Source organism: Bacillus thermotolerans, from assembly GCF_000812025.2.
Classification (GTDB): domain Bacteria; phylum Bacillota; class Bacilli; order Bacillales; family Domibacillaceae; genus Quasibacillus; species Quasibacillus thermotolerans.
In genome coordinates this window covers 108,169-124,256 of record NZ_JWJE02000008.1, presented here as the reverse complement: position 1 = coordinate 124,256, position 16,088 = coordinate 108,169, and the positions used below count along the sequence as shown (strand labels likewise).

The following is a 16,088-nucleotide window of genomic DNA, read 5'->3' as shown; positions in this document are numbered from 1 at the left end:
AACAATATTATAAAGTAAAAAGGCAGTTGAAAGTTCATTAGATTGAACTTTCAACTGCCTTTAATAAAAATTAGACTTTTTCAGTGCCCTCGTTCAATACAGAGATCATCTTCTTAAAACTGCCTAGGCTTTTTTTAAAATGTCCTTTACAAAGGGTACACTTTATATAGGGGTTGGCTTTTTTGTGCGGGTCTTTGTTAGGCATCTGACAGCTGGCTTTTAGAATAAGGGAGCTTCTCACAGGCAGATGGGGAGATTCCCCGATAGGAAGGGCACGGTCTTTTTCTTATGATTAGAACCAGATAGTGTTCTTTTTATTTGTAAGGAGGATGTTGGACATGCCGCAAACCGCAGCTATTAAACAAAAGACGGGCCGATCCATTAACGATGCTTTTGCTTCTCATTTCGCAAAGTCGATGTTTTTGGCCGTCAGTGCACTTATTATTCTATCTTTTATCGGAACGAGAATGTTCACCCATGTTGATTTAAATCTGTATGGCTATATGGTCGGAACCATCGTGTTTCTCGGAGGGTTCTTTTACCGCTTTATCGCCTGGGGGGAACGGCCGCCGACAAAGATCTTAATCAAAAAGGGAGTGAAGCTGCTAGTCCGTCCGGAAACGCTGAAAACGTCAACCCGGCACCTGGCCATTTACGATTTTATCTGGAATCGGGGAATGTACCGGTGGACCCAGCATTTCTTGATCGGCTGGGGCTGTATTCTTTCCTGCTTCGTCACCTTCCCGCTTGTGTTCGGCTGGATGTACTTCACGATGGAGGAAAACGGCTATTACACGGTGGTCGCTCTAGGAATCGACATCATGCGTGTAGATGCTGACGGCATCCTGGCCTTTTTCTTCTACAACGCCTTGAATATTACCGCCGTGATGGTCATCGCAGGGGTATGCATGGCGCTGTACCGCCGTCTGAAAAACATGCAGGCAAGGGCTGAGCAGAAATTCATGTATGATTTCCTGCCGCTGTACTTATTGCTGCTTATTTCCATTACCGGCTTGATCCTGACGTTTATGAATGTATTCCTGCACGGCCAGGGGCATTACGTCATGTCGCTCATTCATCAGTATTCAGTCATCATCACGCTCATTTATCTTCCGTTCGGAAAACTCGCCCACATTCCTTTCCGGCCGATGAGCGTATTGGCAAGGAATTACCGGGAGCATTACGCGAAGCAGTCGATGAAAAAATGCAAAGTGTGCGGCGATCCGTTCGTATCGACGGAACAATCCAATGATGTTCGCCAGGTCCTTGGAACGAACCATATTCATTTTGATACGGAAGACGGGTTTAACTTAGCGGAGCTGTGCCTGCCGTGCCGGCGCAAGTACCGAATCTCCCGCTTCTCCGGTATTGCCACCCATGAAATTAAAGTCAAGGAGACGAACCAGAATGCAAAGGGATAAATTTTTTAAAGAGATTAATAACCTGACTCACCCAAATGAAAAATTAATTAAAACACACTGCAGCTACTGCGGCATGCAGTGCGGGATGAATCTGCGTGTGAATACAGCAACGAATAAGATCATTGGCGTTGAACCGCGGTACGACTGGCCGGTCACTGTCGGCAAAATGTGTCCGAAGGGCGTGACGGCGTACCAGCAGACCAACCATAAGGACCGGCTGCTGAAGCCGCTCATTCGTGACGATGCCTCGCTGAAGGGAACGAAGGAGGGCTTCCGGGAAGCCAGCTGGGAGGAAGTGTATGACCTCATTGCTGTAAAGTTCCAACAGCTTCAGGCAGAGTATGGAAAAGATAGCCTGTCCGTTTTCAGCGGCGTATCCATGACGAATGAAAAGTGTTATTTAACCGGAAAGTTTGCACGCGTCGCCCTTGGCACACGCTATATCGATTACAATGGCCGGTTTTGTATGTCCAGCGCGGCGGGTGGATTCCTGCGTTCCTTCGGTGTCGACCGCGGTTCCACGCTTCCGTGGACAGATATTCATGAAACGGACTGCTTGTTTATCGCTGGAAGCAATACATCGGAGTGTCATCCGACTTCCATGTTCCGTGTCTGGTCTGTACAGGAGAGAGGCGGGTACCTGATTGTCGCTGATCCACGTGAAACACCGCTGGCACGGCGGGCGGACGTTCATCTTGATTTAAAGCCGGGAACAGATTTGGCGCTGGCTAACGGGATTTTGCATTTGCTGATTGAACAAGGCTACGCGGATCAAGCGTTTATCCGCCAGCATACGAACGGATTTGAAGAAACGAAAGAGCTTGTGAAGGCATTCACGCCTGACTATACGAGCGAGCTGACAGGCGTATCTGTGGAGAAAATCATCCGGGCAGCGGAAATTTACGGAAAAGCCCCGAATGCAATTGTAATGTTCGCGCGGGGAATCGAACAGCAGCACAAGGGCGTGGACAACGTGTCCGCTTACGTGAACTTAGCGCTCGTAACCGGCAAGATCGGCCGCCCGAAAGCAGGTGTGGCGACCTTTACAGGACAGGGGAACGGTCAAGGAGGACGGGAGCACGGACAGAAAGCGGATTTGCTGCCCGGCTACCGAAAAATTACCAACCCCAAGCACGTTGAGGAAGTCTGTGAGGTGTGGGGCATTACGCCTGAGGAGATGCCGCAAGCCGGGGTATCTGCTTATGAAATGTTCGAGCTGATGGAGCAAAAGACGATTCGGGGCTTGTACTTGCTGTGTTCGAATCCGGCTGTGTCGGCCCCTCATTTGAACTTCGTCAGACGGGCGCTTAAAAACCTCGATTTTATGGTTTGTGCCGACTTTTACTTGTCAGAATCAGCGGAATTCGCTGATGTCATTCTGCCGTCTGTTACCTGGTCAGAGGACGAGGGAACCGTTACAAACCTAGAAGGCCGGATTATTAAGATTAACAAGGCGCAGGAGCCGATCGGAGAATCGAAGCCTGACTGGCAAATGCAAGTCGAGCTTGCGGAGCGGCTCGGCAAAGGAAAATACTTTTCCCACCTGCAGACAGCGAAGGATGTGGCGGAGGAATTCCGGCGGGCTTCTAAGGGCGGTTATGCCGACTATTACGGAGCGACCTGGGACAAGATCGACAAGCAGGACGGTGTCTTCTGGCCGTGTAAGGACGAAACGGACACCGGCACGCCTCATATGTTTCTGGATAAGAAGTTTTACCATGAGGACGGGCGGGCGAAGATTTGTGCCCTGCCGTACCGGCCGCCGGCAGAAGAGCCTGATGAGACCTATCCGCTCCGCTTAACGACAGGCCGGGTAGTCTACCATTATTTATCCGGCAATCAGACGAGACGGATTCCTTTCCTGCATGATATGTGCCCCGAGCCGTACGTGGAAGTGCATCCGGAGACCGCATCGCAATACCATATCGAGCATGAAGAGCGGGTCCGGCTGTTTACCCGGCGGGGAGAGAGCGTCTACCGGGTGAAAATCACCGAGGCGATTCGAAAGGATACCGTGTTCGTGCCGTATCACTTTGGACACGAGCAATCGATCAATCTATTAACGATCGATGCGCTTGATCCTATTTCGCGCATGCCGGAATTTAAGGCGTGTGCCGCACAAATCGAAAAACTTGAGCAGAAGAAGGTGCAATAAATGAAAAAGAGGCTGTATTTAGAACTGGAAAACTGTATCGGGTGCCGCTCCTGCCTGGCAGCGTGCACCCAATGCGGAGGGCACGAGGAGCGAAACCGCAATTACGTGTATGACGTGAACCCGCTCGTGAACCGGCAGACGATGCCCCTCATGTGCCTTCACTGTGTGAACCCTGCCTGTGCACGGAGCTGCCCGGCTCAAGCGATCCAGGTCCATGAAACCGGCGCCGTTCTGTCCGCTCTTGTGGAAAAGTGCATCGGCTGCCAGAACTGCACGGTCGCCTGTCCGTATGGCATTCCGAAATTCGATACCGAGCAAAACTTAATGTATAAATGCGACCTGTGCATTGACCGTACGAAAGACGGCATTCCGCCGATGTGCGCAAGCGTCTGTCCGTCCAGCACGCTTCAATGGCTGACGGACGAAGAAATTGATGAGAAAAAGAAGCAATATCACCTGGACAACGGAAAATGGGTTTCAAGCATGCCTCATCTAGAAGGTGAGACGAACGTCAAGATCAACCTTCCGGGCATTTTACAAGGTGTGACGAAGCTGTTTTAGGAGGAAGAAGGATGGACAAAAATAACAAGATTCCTTTTCAAGAAGATAACTATACGCACAATATTAACCGGAATGGAGAAAGGACACTCGACCGCCGGGGATTTATGAAAACATTGGTAGGGGCTGCCGGCTTATTCGCCATCTCTACCTTGCCGTGGGGAGCGGTAGCAGCGAAGGAGCTGATGGGCCTTGGCGAGAAAGACTATGCGAGACAGAAAATTGCCGAAGTATCGAAAGTGGCGGTTGGCGATTCAGTTGACTTCTCTTTTCCAAGCGAGCATGACAGCGCGATTTTGATTCGCCTGAGTGAAAAGAAGTATGTGGCCTACCAAAATGCTTGTACCCATCTGCGCTGTCCGGTGTTTTGGGTGAAGGAAGAAGGCGAAATGATTTGCCCGTGCCACCATGGGAAGTTTAACGCAAGCACAGGCGAACCGACGGCTGGTCCGCCAAGACGGCCGCTTCCTGAAATTAAGCTCGAAATCGACAACGGTGTGATTTACGCAATTGGAGTGAAGCGCTATGAAGCGTAGTCATCTGCATGTGGCCATCCTTTGTGTCATTTTGGCGGTGAATGTGGTGCTGACACAGCTCGTTGTTCATCAGTACTTCTTTCAAAATTATGCCGCTGTTTTAATATATGGCGGCTTCAATCTTCTGCTGTTTCCTGTTGCTGTATTCGTGTATAAGCATGACAGGAGGCAAAGAGGGGTGAACACACATGAATAATGAAACGTATTTGGACTTTTGCTTTATCCGGCATGAACAAGGCGGCTTCAAGCAGGAGATTGATGAGCTGCTGGCGGACCTGTTTAGCGGCAAGCGGCTGAAATGGTACTTGGAGGAAAAGAGGCAGGACAACCTCGACATCGTCGTGGCCGAAGTAAAAGGCATGAGCAGCTGGTCCTCCGAAGAAGAACTCGTGCAATATTTGGAGAATGAGGCGGGCGAGCGGTTTTGGGAATATGTACAAGGCTATCAATTCCGCGTGTACCCGTTTACGAAAGGATGTGCTTCCTGTGGAAAGCATTGATCCGAAAAGCTTGTCACCTTATTTATCCATTCCTGTTTATGTATCGATCCAGGATGAGAACGGGGAGGAAGCGCCCTGGATGGAAAAAATCATTCAACAGGCAAAGCTTTGTCCGGACGGCACTCACATCCGCTTATATTTTGATCGCCGTGATTTTCTGGCCATCCCGCGGCTAAGCCGGGTGACAGAGGAAGGGAGCCAATGGACCGCTTATGATGAGAGGACTCAATTAGCTTATGTAATTAGAAGGGAAGAGACATGCTATGGTTAAAAAAGTACAGCTGCCCCTGCAGACACTTAACTTGACGGTCGGCTTTATGACCTGGGTCATTCTATCCTCTCTTATGCCGTTTATTAAAGAGGATATTGCCATCCCGCCCGAACAGCTGGCGTGGGTAACTGCTATCCCGGTCGTGCTTGGTTCATTATTAAGGATTCCGCTCGGCTATTACGCGAACTTATTTGGCGCAAGGAAAATGTTTCTAGTAAGTTTTATCATTCTGTTGTTTCCGGTCTACTACATCAGCATAGCGGACAGCTTCATCGACTTAATGGTCGGCGGCTTGCTGCTGGGAGTCGGCGGAGCGATCTTTTCGGTCGGCGTGACCTCGCTGCCGAAATATTATCCGAAGGAACGCCACGGATTCGTCAATGGCATTTACGGGGCGGGAAATTTAGGGACGGCGATTAGCACGTTTGCCGCTCCGGTTATCGCATCAAGCATCGGCTGGTCGGCGACTGTGCAATTATATTTACTTTTACTCGGTGCGTTTTTTGCGATTAACTTTTTCCTCGGGGACAAGAAAGAGGAAAAAGTAAAAACGCCTTTATTTGAACAGATCAAAGGCGTCTATAAGAATGAAAAAATGTGGGCGCTCAGCTTATTTTACTTTATCACCTTTGGCTCGTTCGTCGCGTTCACGGTGTATCTTCCCAATTTTCTCGTCACGGATTTTGGGATCGATAAAGTCGACGCGGGCATGAGAACAGCTGGCTTTATTATTGTGGCGACCCTGATGCGGCCGCTTGGCGGCTGGCTCGCGGACCGCTTTCATTCCCTCGTTCTTCTCATGTTTGTATTTGCCGGCGTGACGGGTGCGGCGATTCTTCTGTCTTTCGCTCCATCGATCGAGTGGTATACAGTCGGCTGTTTAATCATCGCCTTTTGCACCGGCGCAGGAAATGGCGTTATTTTCAAGCTTGTGCCTATGTATTTTCACAAGCAGGCAGGCGTGGTGAACGGGATCGTATCAGCCATGGGCGGGCTTGGCGGCTTTTTCCCGCCGCTGATGCTGACGCTTTTGTTCAACGTCACCGGCCACTACGCGATTGGCTTCATGGCGTTGTCTCAAGTGGCGCTTGTCAGCTTTGTGCTGGTCATCTGGCTGTATTTTCAGGAAAGGCTCGATCTTTCGAATCAAATTATCAGCCACACGGCAGAAGGCCTGATTGTCACTGATAAACACGGGACCATCATTATGGTCAATCCCGCTTTCACTGAACTGACAGGCTATGAAGCCGATGAGGCGGTTGGGAAGAACCCAAGCATGCTGAAGTCGGGTATTCAGACGAAAGAGTTCTACCGCAAGATGTGGAAGACGATAGAAGAAACCGGTACATGGCAGGGCGAGCTGTGGAACCGCCGCAAAGACGGCCGTAACTACCTCGAATGGCTGACGATCAGTGCCATTAAGAACGATGCAGGCGAAGTGCAGCAGTACGTCGGCCTGATCAGCGACATGACCGAGCAAAAAATGAAGTGGTCGAAGGAGGGATAGGCGGACAAGCGGCTCAGTGGTCTAGAGATACCATATTTAACAGCAGCATCCCGCTTAGGCGGGATTTTTCTGTGAAACAGGGTGGCACAAATCGGTGCTTAAAGCGGAAGCGATGCTAACTGACAAGGGCTCCCTTCTCAATTTTTTGTTTAATCGGCTTGAAAAAAGAGAAATATCCTAGTAAGCAGGCGCAAGCTGTCCGTTTTGGAATGCCTGCTGGTTGTTCTCTTATTATGCGACAGGAGAATAAAAACAGCCGCTTTTTTTCAAAATAACATGGAGGTGAGCCATTTGAATAGAGGTATAGTGATTGCGTTATCGAGCATTGGAATTGCTCAAGGCTTAAAGATCCCGATTCATTATATGAAGAAAAAGGAATGGAAGCCGGAACTGTTTTTGGCGACAGGCGGGATGCCCAGCTCCCATTCGGCCGGAGTGTCTTCTCTAGCTACGTACATTGCTAAGCAAAGGGGCGTCTCAAGCATTGATTTTGCCTTGGCGGTCGTCTTCGGTTTAATCGTCATGTATGATGCGCAAGGAATCCGCAGGCATACAGGAGAGCTGACCTTAAAGGTGAATGATTTGGATGAACTGATTGATAAAATTCACGAAGCTGACTCAGTGGCCTATGAGGAAAAGTCACCGGATCCGCTGAAGGAAATGCTCGGCCATCAGCCAGCGGAAGTGCTCGGCGGCGGGTTATTAGGAGCTGCCATCGGGCTGGCGGGCTATTACATGGGCAGGAAATAAAGGAAAAAGCTTGGATACCCTCCGGAAATCTCTACATAAGCGAGTGCATCGGAGAGAGCTGGAATAGGAGCTGGCCTGCAGGTGACCAGCTCCTTTTGCTGTGTCCATCGATCATGAAGCAAATAAAGACGCATATGATTTTTGTCATGAAATGACTTTGAATGCCACTTTTGCACCGGCTCGAGACGGCAGGTCAGCTGGATGTCTGGGTTTAAAGAGAGTTATGGTTAAAACCGAAATGGTGGCAGTGTCCGAAAATGTACGTTATCATTAAAGGATACATTGAAAGCGAAGAAAACATTTGGCAAAGGGAAGAGAGAGGGATTATATGTATATTGTCAATTCAACCTTTCACGTGCCTGATGAAAAGGCAGAAGAAGTGATTGGAATTTACCATAAACGTTCGAAGATGGTGGATGAATGTAAAGGATTTGTGTCTTTCCAGCTTCTTCAAAACGATAAGAAGCCGGGAGAATTGACGGTTCAGCTGTGCTGGGAGTCAAAGGAGGACTACTTAAGCTGGGCCACGAGCGATGCCTATAAGCGGGTCCATGATTTGGAGAAAAAATATCCGGACCAGGAATTAGCGTCGATTATTCCTGTCGTGAATCGGTTTCACGTGGTTGCGCAATGAACGAAAGCACGGTTAACCAGATCATTGGTGAAGTGACAGAAGGCATTTATGCGGATGATCCCTCCTTGCTTACTCAATACGGAGAAGCCGGCAAGCAGAAATGCCGGGAAGACAACCACCATCATTTTAAGCAGCTGCATATAGCTGCTAGTAGAAAAAATGAGCAATTTTTCATAGATTATGCCCTCTGGCTGAATAATATTTTAACAGCGAGAGGCATGCAGACGGATCACTTGGTTGATAACCTCGAGCGGATCGAGCGGGCACTTTCCCGTACGGAAGCTCTTGAGACAGCGGAGTACACGTCGTTACTGCGAGCGGCTATTCGTTCGCTTGAAAGGACTAAAGGGGCTGATCATTCGTGAACAGCCAGGTGAAGCATTTTGCAGATTGCCTTCTCTCTGGTCATCAGGATGCCGCGTGGGAGCTGCTTTTGGAGGAAATACACGCAGGGAAAAGCAGCCTCGAGATTTACCAGCAATTGATTACGAACGCACTCATTTATATAGGACAGCTGTGGGAAGAGAACCGTATCAAGGTAGCTGATGAGCATTTGGCCAGTGCGACCTGTGATTTTTTGCTGTCCCGTTATTTCTTTTACAGACAGCAAGACAATAAGACGCAGCCGGCCAACAAGAAGGCGATGTTCTTTTGTCTTGAACAGGAGCAGCATTATTTAGGACTGAAGATGGCCTCTCTCTTATTTGAAGAACAAGGCTGGGAAACGAGATTTTTAGGACCGAACCTGCCGCTTGAATACGTGCTGAACATGGCTGAGAGCTGGAGGCCGGATGTGATTGGTCTGTCCTTCACTACCCTTTACAGTGCGGACAAGCTGTCTATGTATATAGCTGCCCTTGAAGAACTGGCGCATTCGCCGGCTCTCCTTGTAGGCGGCCGGCTCATCCCGAAGTACGATTTTAGCTCGGACACTTCCAGCTCTGCAATATTCATAGAAAAATTGGAAGACATACAAAGGTGGATGCCCATCTTTGTATGCGGGAAGGATCATCATGTCTAGTATCGAATTTTTACCTTATCCTTGCTTTGTCGTTGATCAGCATTTATATATTATGGAGCGCTCCCAATCATCGGGCTTCACGTTTGGTCCTGCGATGAACTTCCTTGAGCTGGTGGACAGTGAAAGCAGAAAAAAGGCAGAGCGTCTGTTGAAGAATGGCTTCAAATCCGCTGAAGGGGAGCTGAAAATGGCGACAAAGGATTCGCCATTTTCATTGTTCACGGTTCGCATCAATTGGCATAAGGAATGGGGATACATTATATGCACGGAAAAGGTTCAAAGCCTCAATGACTTAATAGAGACCGTCGAGAAGCAGCGTCTTCGTTTATCTGAGACAAACTTTGAGCTGTTTGAGAAGAAAGAGGCGCTTGAGGAATCTCTCCGAAACATTCGGGAATTGTCCGGCCCTTTTATTAAACTCTCTAAGCAGACAGCGCTCGTTCCGCTGTTTGGCACGCTCGACCACCTTCTGATTGTGCAAAATGAGTTCAGGTTCACACATGAAGCAGCAAAAGGGGACTATGAGCAGGTGATTTTTGACTTCCACGGAGTGGGCGACATCACCGAAGAGGGGATGGGCGCCTTCGGACAGCTCATTAGCCAGCTGAAGCTAATGGGCGCGCGTTCGATCGTCACCGGCGTTAAGCCGCAGCACGCCTTTGTAGTGAATAACGCCGGAGTGGATATTGATGCTTCGTTCATTAAGAGCTTGCGAGACGCGATTAAAGAAACGATTCAATAAGAGAATAGAAGAGAAGCCCTTCCCAGCAGGAGGGCTTCTCTTTTTCGTCTGAGCGACAGGGGGTCCTTAACCTGACTGATTGGCTGTGTGAGTATAATCCTTTAAAAACGCTTCTTTTTCAATCACATGCAGCACACACTCAGCCTTCACTTGGGCTTCTATTTTTTTGTGCTCTTCAGGGAATTCTTTCTCTACGTTCAGCCTAATGTAAGGGAGCTTCTCCTGTGCCTTCTGAGAACGAATATTAGACACTTGAGCGCCCGCGAACACATACTCCAAGTCCAATTGAGTAAAGGCCGTATAAAGGATTTCTTTTTTAGCTAGCTGATTGTACCCTTTGCCCCAATACGGATAGCCGATCCACGTGCCGATATGGCTTGTTTTATTGTCCGTGTTAATGTCTTTAAGGGTAATGACACCTACAAGATGCTTCTCTTCGTTTAAAATCACTCTCGAATATTGTGTCCCTGCCCGTTCCTGTTCAATGATAAATTCAATGAAGGATGTCGTACCCTCTACCGATGTTTGGTCATCACTAAGGCCTAAAGCATCCTTGACCTGAGGAGCGGAAGATAAGTGTGACATTGCTTCTGCATATTTTGGGTGATGGGGAACTAATGTGACGTGAACCATTCTCAAACCCTCCTTTATCTTAAAGATATATGTTCCATATGTTTCAGCCGATTCCTCCCGGAAAGCACGATCCGTTTGATGAAGCAGCGGGGGACAGAACGGGAATATTGGGAAACCGGTAGTTTCTGCATGATTTTCTTCCTGATTGGAAATACAATGAGTAGGAATCCAATTAGATGGATGAAAATTTTCTTTTGAAAAAGGAGAGGAGCCGTTCCATGGAAAAGGAAAACATTGAAGTAGGCGAGATTTTTACGATTGTCGATGAGAACGATGAGGAACAGGAAGTGGAAGTGCTGTCAGTGATCAACCTGGAGGGAACAGAATACGCCGCAGTCGGCTTTGTGGAGGATATCCAGGAAGGGACAGAGGAAGACCTGGATGTATTTTTCCTAAAGGTGGACGAGGATGGCGATTTCAGCGCGGTGGAAAGCAATGAGGAATTCGATAAAGTGTCAGCTGCCTTTGACGAGATCATGAAGGAAGATTGAAGAGGCAAAAAACCTTGCTGAGGCAAGGTTTTTTGCTGTTTTTCTCTTCAGGACGCTTTATGCTAAAGTATAGGATAATGATCCATACAGCTTGCCTGATTGGATGATCGATAGGAGAGGCAAATTATGTTCATTCTTATAGGGTTTGTTGCACTTTTACTATATGCGGCGCTTGTGTTTTATATCGGCTGGAGGGGGATGAGCTGGATTAAGCTGTGGACTTCCTCCAGGCGGTTTTCCTATTTATACATAGTCGTGTTGGCCGTTGTAGCGAGTTCCTTCCTTCTCGGTCAGCTGTCTTCTAACCACCGGATACTCGGCATGATCAGCGCGTACTGGCTGGCTATTTTTTATTTGCTGCTGATTCTTGTGCCTTTAGCACGCGTGACCGTCTGGCTGCTGCGCTATACGCAGCTGCCGCATGACCGGACACGGCTCTGGACAGGCGTGGTGACACTGGTGCTTGTCGTGTTCCTTCTTGCTTACGGGTCCTACCAGGCATATAGTCCAGTCGTCCGCTCCTATGAGGTCCACATTCCGAAGCAAGCCTCTTCGCTTTCATCCTTGAAGGTGGTGATGGCTGCGGACATGCACTTTGGCGTGCTTTCCGGAAAAGACCATGCTGCTCGTTTAGTGCGGGAGGTAAATGCATTGGAGCCTGATATCGTTCTGTTTCCGGGAGACCTTTTTGATGATGACATTGAGCCTTATAAGGATCAGGGCATCGACCGCCTTCTCGCTCAGATCGAGGCGCCTTACGGGGTGTATGCGACGCTTGGCAATCACGATAAGTATGACGGGACGATGGAGGAGCTGATCGAGCTTCTTGAACGGAGCGGCATGCGCGTCTTATATGATGAAGCGGTCACAGTGGACGACACCTTCACCTTAATAGGGCGAAAAGACCGAAGCGACCCGAACCGTGTGGCCCTCTCTTATTTGATGGAAGGGGTGAACCATTCTAAGCCGGTCATTTTATTGGACCACCAGCCATACGAGCTCGGTATCGCGCAATATGATGGAGTCGACTTAATGGTCTCCGGCCATACTCACCGCGGACAAGTATTCCCGGGAAACCTGATCACCGATGCGATATATGAAAACGACTGGGGATACCTGCAGAAGGAACAGCTGCATTCCATTGTGACGTCAGGATTCGGCTTTTGGGGACCGCCAATTCGCCTGGGCACCCGGTCAGAAGTGGTAGAAATTGATGTGACATTCGAGGCAGAGACAGAAGGTTAAAAAGAACAAGCGGTGCAGCTGGGGAAGGCGTATAGGTTTTTGCTGGCTCATTTGTGGAAATAAAAAAGAGCAGTGTTTAACGTTTTCAACGTAAATACTGCTCTTTCTATAAACGTTGAAAAAAATACGCGTTTATGATAAAGTTGTATAGATATATGCTGTTTATTTATTTTTTTATGTATTATCCCTATTATAATTATACGACGTAATTGATGCGCTAGTCAACCCTTTTATAAACTTTTTAAGGAGTGTGTGCTGTGAATTCGGAATTTCAGCGGGAGCAAGAGCGAGTAGACAATGTAATGGAGATCATTACGGAGGAAATCAGCAGGTTGGAAAAAGAAACGGCCAGACGTAAGGATGAAGTGGTTCGGATCCGCAGGCACTTCTGGGATGAGGTGAAGGTGAATACGGATACGTTTGATGATTATCTAGAGACCATTATCGGCTTAAGGCAAGAGGCCCAAGCACTGTCCGTCAACCAAAGCACCCATAGACAAGCCTCTAAGCGTTTATCCACGCTGCACCGAATGCAGGAGATTCCCTATTTCGGTCGGATCGATTTTCTTGAAGAGGGAGAGCCCGCTCAGGAACAAATTTATATCGGTATTTCCTCGCTGAGTGATGCGAATGGAGAAGACTTCCTGATTTACGACTGGAGGGCTCCTGTCTCGAGCGTTTACTACGATTACCAGCCCGGTCCGGCTAAGTATGAAACACCCGGGGGCACAGTCCAAGGCATATTGGAGAAAAAGTGGCAGTATCTGATCCGTGGTGGCGTTCTTCAATCTATGTTCGATACGAGTCTCACCATCGGAGACGAGATTCTGCAGCAGGTCCTGGGCAAAGGCAATGATAAACAGATGCACAATATCGTAGCAACCATTCAACAGGAGCAAAACCGGATCATCCGCCATGACCGCGGAAGGCTGCTTATTGTTCACGGTGCAGCAGGCAGCGGCAAGACATCGGCCGCCCTGCAGCGGATTGCTTATTTGCTCTACAAATATCGGGATCATTTGAATGCTGATCAAATTATTCTTTTTTCGCCTAACTCCATGTTTAGCAGTTACGTGTCCAATGTACTGCCCGAACTCGGTGAAGAGAATATGCAGCAGGTCACCTTTCAAGAATACTTGGATCATCGCCTGAGCAAAGAATTTCATGTTGAAACTCCTTATGAACAATTGGAATATGTGTTAACCGCGCCGCATACTCCTTTGTACAGCTCAAGGCTTGCGAGTATCCGTTTTAAAGCATCTGCCCATTTTTTTGAAGCGATCCAGTCATATAGACAGTCACTGGAATCATCGGGCATGCTGTTTAAGGACATTACCTTCAGAGGGGAGCCGGTCGTGACCGCCCAGCAAATAGCAGAACGGTTTTATAGTCATGACACATCCCTTCGCTTCCATAATCGGCTTGAGAAGTTGAGGGAGTGGCTTATTAAAGAAATCAATGAGGTTCAGAAAGCTGAAAGGAAAAAGCCGTGGGTGCAGGAGGAAATCGAGCTGCTCAGCAACGAGGAGTACCACGAGGCACATGCGTACTTAGCGGAGAAACGAGGCTTTAAAAGGGAAGAGATGGCCGACTATGAAATGGAGCCAAAAGCACTTGCCCAATTGATTGTTCATCAAAAATTGAAGCCGCTGCGAAGACGAGTCCGCGCGCTTCGTTTTGTCGACTTTAAGGGCATATACAAGCAGCTTTTCGCTGACCCTGAGCAGATTACACATTGGATGAAAGGGGAGACACCAGCGGAATGGGCAGCGATCTGCGAGGAGACGCTGAACATGCTGGATGAAGAGAAGCTGTTTTATGAAGATGCCACTCCGTTTTTACTTCTGAAGGAGCTGATTCAAGGCTTCCAGACGAACAGCTCGATCAAGCACATTGTTGTGGATGAAGCGCAGGATTATTCTCCGTTTCAATTTGAGTTTTTGAAGCGTTTGTTTCCGGCGGCAAGGATGACCGTGCTCGGCGACTTTAATCAGGCGATATTTGCCCATGCGAGCGAAAAGGTTGATTTTCACATGCTTACCAGCCTGTACGGACCGGATCAAACAGAGTGGATCAATATTACACGGAGTTACCGGTCGACCAAACCAATCATTGAATTCACACGAAGACTCGTGCCTAATGGAGAAAGGATCATTCCTTTTGAACGCGACGGTGAACGTCCTGCGCTGAAACAGGTGGCTGATCACGCAGAGCTGCACAGCTGCATTGCCGCCAAGGTTGCAGATTTACAGAATCAGGGGCTGAATAGCATTGCGATCATATGCAAATCTGCTGAGGAGAGTATGCGTGCCTATGAATCCTTGTCTGGTATCGACGGCATAAAGCTTTTAAAGAGCAACTCGCTTGAATATGAGCAAGGCGTAGTGGTCATACCGGCGTATTTATCCAAGGGAATTGAATTCGATGCCGTGATCATTTATGACGCATCGGAGCAAGTATATGGTGAGGAAAGCCTGCGCAGAATGTTCTACACTGCCTGCACTAGAGCTATGCATAACCTGCAGCTCTACAGCGTAGGGGAGCCGAGTCCGTTTGTAAGAAGCGCATTACAGGAGGGGTTCATCGAGGCCTGATAAGACAAGCAAATGATCCCGGGTAACGGGGTGCTTTAGTTAGGGAAGACCATCGAAAGGATGGTCTTTTTTTATGTCCAGATCTTCAGCGCTCTTGCGGGGCAAATCGTTTTTCTGAAATGAAAGGGATATTTACTCAACAATAAAAATATAATATTAATCAATAATTATTTATTGTAAAACGATAAATAATGTATTAAAATCAAATTCGCAAACAAATAAGTGAGGTGCTTTTCTATGAAACGAAGTTCAACGCTCTTTTTAAGGGCAGCTGTTATTTTTATTGGCATTCCAGTTTTGGCGATGTGCCTGTTTTTGCTGCCTCAGATAGCGGGGGAGGCGAATGAAGCGGCAAGAAGGGGAGCAGACATAGCTTTTGCGGTCTATGCTCTTTTAATGGTGATGTATGTGTCAGCCGTCCCATTTTACTTTGCTTTGTATCAATCCTTTAACCTTTTGAATTATATTGACAAGAACCTGGCTTTCTCAAAGTTATCTGTAAGAGCTCTAAAGAAAATCAAAAACTGTGCCCTTATAATCAGCGGCTTGTATGTGGCAGGCCTGCCATTCGTTTATGCCTTAGCGGAGGTAGACGACGCTCCGGGTCTCATACTCATCGGAATGGTCATGATTTTTGCGCCCCTGGTGGTTGCCGTTTTCGCGGCTGTTCTTCAAAGGCTTTTACAGGAAGCCATCGATATAAAATCCGAAAATGATTTAACGGTCTGAGGTGAATAATATGGCAATTGTCATCAATATTGATGTGATGCTGGCAAAGAGGAAAATGAGCGTGACGGAACTTTCGGAGAAGGTGGGGATCACCATGGCGAACCTTTCTATATTGAAAAATGGAAAGGCCAAGGCCATTCGGTTTTCCACATTAGAGGCGATTTGCAAGGCGCTAGAATGCCAGCCGGGAGATATTTTGGAATACAGGGAAGAGGATTAATTCAGAGATGGTTGGCTAAGTATTTAAAGCCTCTGCCTAAATGCATCTAACATAGCTCACTGCAGGATAGTGGGCTATGTT

Annotated in this window: 19 protein-coding genes; 18 read left to right on the top strand and 1 reads right to left on the bottom strand. The window is 48.1% G+C overall.

Annotation, left to right across the window (positions count from 1 at the left end; translation table 11 throughout):
- Positions 1 to 338: 338 nt before the first annotated feature.
- The 13 genes from QY97_RS05530 (at position 339) to QY97_RS05470 (ending at position 10,095) form a co-directional block, all read left to right on the top strand.
- On the top strand, positions 339 to 1,421 hold the full coding sequence (locus tag QY97_RS05530; protein WP_039235511.1) for a hypothetical protein: 1,083 nt from the start codon (positions 339 to 341) through the stop codon (positions 1,419 to 1,421).
- Complete coding sequence (locus tag QY97_RS05525; protein WP_039235508.1) at positions 1,408 to 3,576, top strand: molybdopterin oxidoreductase family protein; 2,169 nt, start codon at positions 1,408 to 1,410, stop codon at positions 3,574 to 3,576. The genes QY97_RS05530 and QY97_RS05525 overlap by 14 nt, the downstream gene beginning before the upstream one ends.
- Complete coding sequence (locus QY97_RS05520) at positions 3,577 to 4,137, top strand: 4Fe-4S dicluster domain-containing protein (RefSeq protein WP_039235504.1); 561 nt, start codon at positions 3,577 to 3,579, stop codon at positions 4,135 to 4,137.
- An 11-nt stretch (positions 4,138 to 4,148) separates the two neighbouring features.
- Entirely contained in the window at positions 4,149 to 4,670 is a 522-nt protein-coding gene (locus tag QY97_RS05515; RefSeq protein WP_039235501.1) for a Rieske 2Fe-2S domain-containing protein, read from the top strand.
- Positions 4,660 to 4,866 (top strand): hypothetical protein, encoded by a 207-nt coding sequence (locus QY97_RS05510; protein ID WP_039235498.1) that lies wholly within the window; start codon positions 4,660 to 4,662, stop codon positions 4,864 to 4,866. Before QY97_RS05515 ends, QY97_RS05510 begins: the two co-directional genes overlap by 11 nt.
- A complete protein-coding gene (locus QY97_RS05505) occupies positions 4,859 to 5,170 on the top strand; it encodes a hypothetical protein (RefSeq protein ID WP_039235495.1) in 312 nt (103 codons plus the stop codon). Before QY97_RS05510 ends, QY97_RS05505 begins: the two co-directional genes overlap by 8 nt.
- Complete coding sequence (locus QY97_RS05500) at positions 5,157 to 5,441, top strand: hypothetical protein (RefSeq protein ID WP_039235492.1); 285 nt, start codon at positions 5,157 to 5,159, stop codon at positions 5,439 to 5,441. The genes QY97_RS05505 and QY97_RS05500 overlap by 14 nt, the downstream gene beginning before the upstream one ends.
- Entirely contained in the window at positions 5,434 to 6,948 is a 1,515-nt protein-coding gene (locus tag QY97_RS05495; protein WP_039235489.1) for an MFS transporter, read from the top strand. Before QY97_RS05500 ends, QY97_RS05495 begins: the two co-directional genes overlap by 8 nt.
- Before the next feature lie 291 nt (positions 6,949 to 7,239).
- Positions 7,240 to 7,698: a divergent PAP2 family protein gene (locus QY97_RS05490; protein WP_039235559.1), complete on the top strand. Its 459-nt coding sequence runs from the start codon at positions 7,240 to 7,242 to the stop codon at positions 7,696 to 7,698.
- A 328-nt stretch (positions 7,699 to 8,026) separates the two neighbouring features.
- Complete coding sequence (locus QY97_RS05485) at positions 8,027 to 8,332, top strand: antibiotic biosynthesis monooxygenase family protein (protein WP_039235486.1); 306 nt, start codon at positions 8,027 to 8,029, stop codon at positions 8,330 to 8,332.
- Positions 8,329 to 8,697 carry a hypothetical protein gene (locus QY97_RS05480; protein WP_039235483.1) on the top strand — a complete coding sequence of 123 codons (369 nt, stop codon included), beginning with the start codon at positions 8,329 to 8,331 and terminating at the stop codon, positions 8,695 to 8,697. The genes QY97_RS05485 and QY97_RS05480 overlap by 4 nt, the downstream gene beginning before the upstream one ends.
- Positions 8,694 to 9,353, top strand: a complete 660-nt coding sequence (locus QY97_RS05475) for a cobalamin B12-binding domain-containing protein (RefSeq protein ID WP_039235480.1) — start codon at positions 8,694 to 8,696, stop codon at positions 9,351 to 9,353. Before QY97_RS05480 ends, QY97_RS05475 begins: the two co-directional genes overlap by 4 nt.
- Positions 9,346 to 10,095: an STAS domain-containing protein gene (locus tag QY97_RS05470; RefSeq protein ID WP_039235477.1), complete on the top strand. Its 750-nt coding sequence runs from the start codon at positions 9,346 to 9,348 to the stop codon at positions 10,093 to 10,095. The genes QY97_RS05475 and QY97_RS05470 overlap by 8 nt, the downstream gene beginning before the upstream one ends.
- 66 nt (positions 10,096 to 10,161) lie before the next feature.
- On the opposite strand, the gene QY97_RS05465 is transcribed toward QY97_RS05470, so the two are convergent.
- On the bottom strand, positions 10,162 to 10,728 hold the full coding sequence (locus tag QY97_RS05465; protein ID WP_039235474.1) for a GNAT family N-acetyltransferase: 567 nt from the start codon (positions 10,726 to 10,728) through the stop codon (positions 10,162 to 10,164).
- Positions 10,729 to 10,946: 218 nt separating this feature from the next.
- Between QY97_RS05465 and QY97_RS05460 the strand changes: the two genes are divergently transcribed.
- The 5 genes from QY97_RS05460 to QY97_RS05440 all read left to right on the top strand — a co-directional run bounded on the left by QY97_RS05460 (position 10,947) and on the right by QY97_RS05440 (position 16,007).
- Positions 10,947 to 11,219 (top strand): DUF1292 domain-containing protein, encoded by a 273-nt coding sequence (locus tag QY97_RS05460; protein WP_039235556.1) that lies wholly within the window; start codon positions 10,947 to 10,949, stop codon positions 11,217 to 11,219.
- Positions 11,220 to 11,345: 126 nt separating this feature from the next.
- Entirely contained in the window at positions 11,346 to 12,464 is a 1,119-nt protein-coding gene (locus tag QY97_RS05455; protein ID WP_039235471.1) for a metallophosphoesterase, read from the top strand.
- 257 nt (positions 12,465 to 12,721) lie between these two features.
- A complete protein-coding gene (gene helD, locus QY97_RS05450) occupies positions 12,722 to 15,058 on the top strand; it encodes an RNA polymerase recycling motor HelD (RefSeq protein WP_039235468.1) in 2,337 nt (778 codons plus the stop codon).
- Between the two features lie 237 nt (positions 15,059 to 15,295).
- Positions 15,296 to 15,787 (top strand): DUF2975 domain-containing protein, encoded by a 492-nt coding sequence (locus tag QY97_RS05445; protein ID WP_039235465.1) that lies wholly within the window; start codon positions 15,296 to 15,298, stop codon positions 15,785 to 15,787.
- A gap of 10 nt (positions 15,788 to 15,797) precedes the next feature.
- Positions 15,798 to 16,007 carry a helix-turn-helix domain-containing protein gene (locus tag QY97_RS05440; protein WP_039235462.1) on the top strand — a complete coding sequence of 70 codons (210 nt, stop codon included), beginning with the start codon at positions 15,798 to 15,800 and terminating at the stop codon, positions 16,005 to 16,007.
- Positions 16,008 to 16,088 lie beyond the last annotated feature (81 nt).

Bases quoted from the DNA above. Each gene is read 5' to 3' on its own strand.
- QY97_RS05530 (WP_039235511.1), top strand. From the start codon at position 339: ATGCCGCAAACCGCAGCTATTAAACAAAAGACGGGCCGATCCATTAAC.
- QY97_RS05460 (WP_039235556.1), top strand. From the start codon at position 10,947: ATGGAAAAGGAAAACATTGAAGTAGGCGAGATTTTTACGATTGTCGAT.
- QY97_RS05515 (WP_039235501.1), top strand. From the start codon at position 4,149: ATGGACAAAAATAACAAGATTCCTTTTCAAGAAGATAACTATACGCAC.
- QY97_RS05520 (WP_039235504.1), top strand. From the start codon at position 3,577: ATGAAAAAGAGGCTGTATTTAGAACTGGAAAACTGTATCGGGTGCCGC.
- QY97_RS05465 (WP_039235474.1), bottom strand. From the start codon at position 10,728: ATGGTTCACGTCACATTAGTTCCCCATCACCCAAAATATGCAGAAGCA.
- QY97_RS05525 (WP_039235508.1), top strand. From the start codon at position 1,408: ATGCAAAGGGATAAATTTTTTAAAGAGATTAATAACCTGACTCACCCA.
- QY97_RS05445 (WP_039235465.1), top strand. From the start codon at position 15,296: ATGAAACGAAGTTCAACGCTCTTTTTAAGGGCAGCTGTTATTTTTATT.
- QY97_RS05485 (WP_039235486.1), top strand. From the start codon at position 8,027: ATGTATATTGTCAATTCAACCTTTCACGTGCCTGATGAAAAGGCAGAA.
- QY97_RS05440 (WP_039235462.1), top strand. From the start codon at position 15,798: ATGGCAATTGTCATCAATATTGATGTGATGCTGGCAAAGAGGAAAATG.
- QY97_RS05495 (WP_039235489.1), top strand. From the start codon at position 5,434: ATGGTTAAAAAAGTACAGCTGCCCCTGCAGACACTTAACTTGACGGTC.
- QY97_RS05505 (WP_039235495.1), top strand. From the start codon at position 4,859: ATGAATAATGAAACGTATTTGGACTTTTGCTTTATCCGGCATGAACAA.
- QY97_RS05480 (WP_039235483.1), top strand. From the start codon at position 8,329: ATGAACGAAAGCACGGTTAACCAGATCATTGGTGAAGTGACAGAAGGC.
- QY97_RS05470 (WP_039235477.1), top strand. From the start codon at position 9,346: ATGTCTAGTATCGAATTTTTACCTTATCCTTGCTTTGTCGTTGATCAG.
- QY97_RS05510 (WP_039235498.1), top strand. From the start codon at position 4,660: ATGAAGCGTAGTCATCTGCATGTGGCCATCCTTTGTGTCATTTTGGCG.
- QY97_RS05455 (WP_039235471.1), top strand. From the start codon at position 11,346: ATGTTCATTCTTATAGGGTTTGTTGCACTTTTACTATATGCGGCGCTT.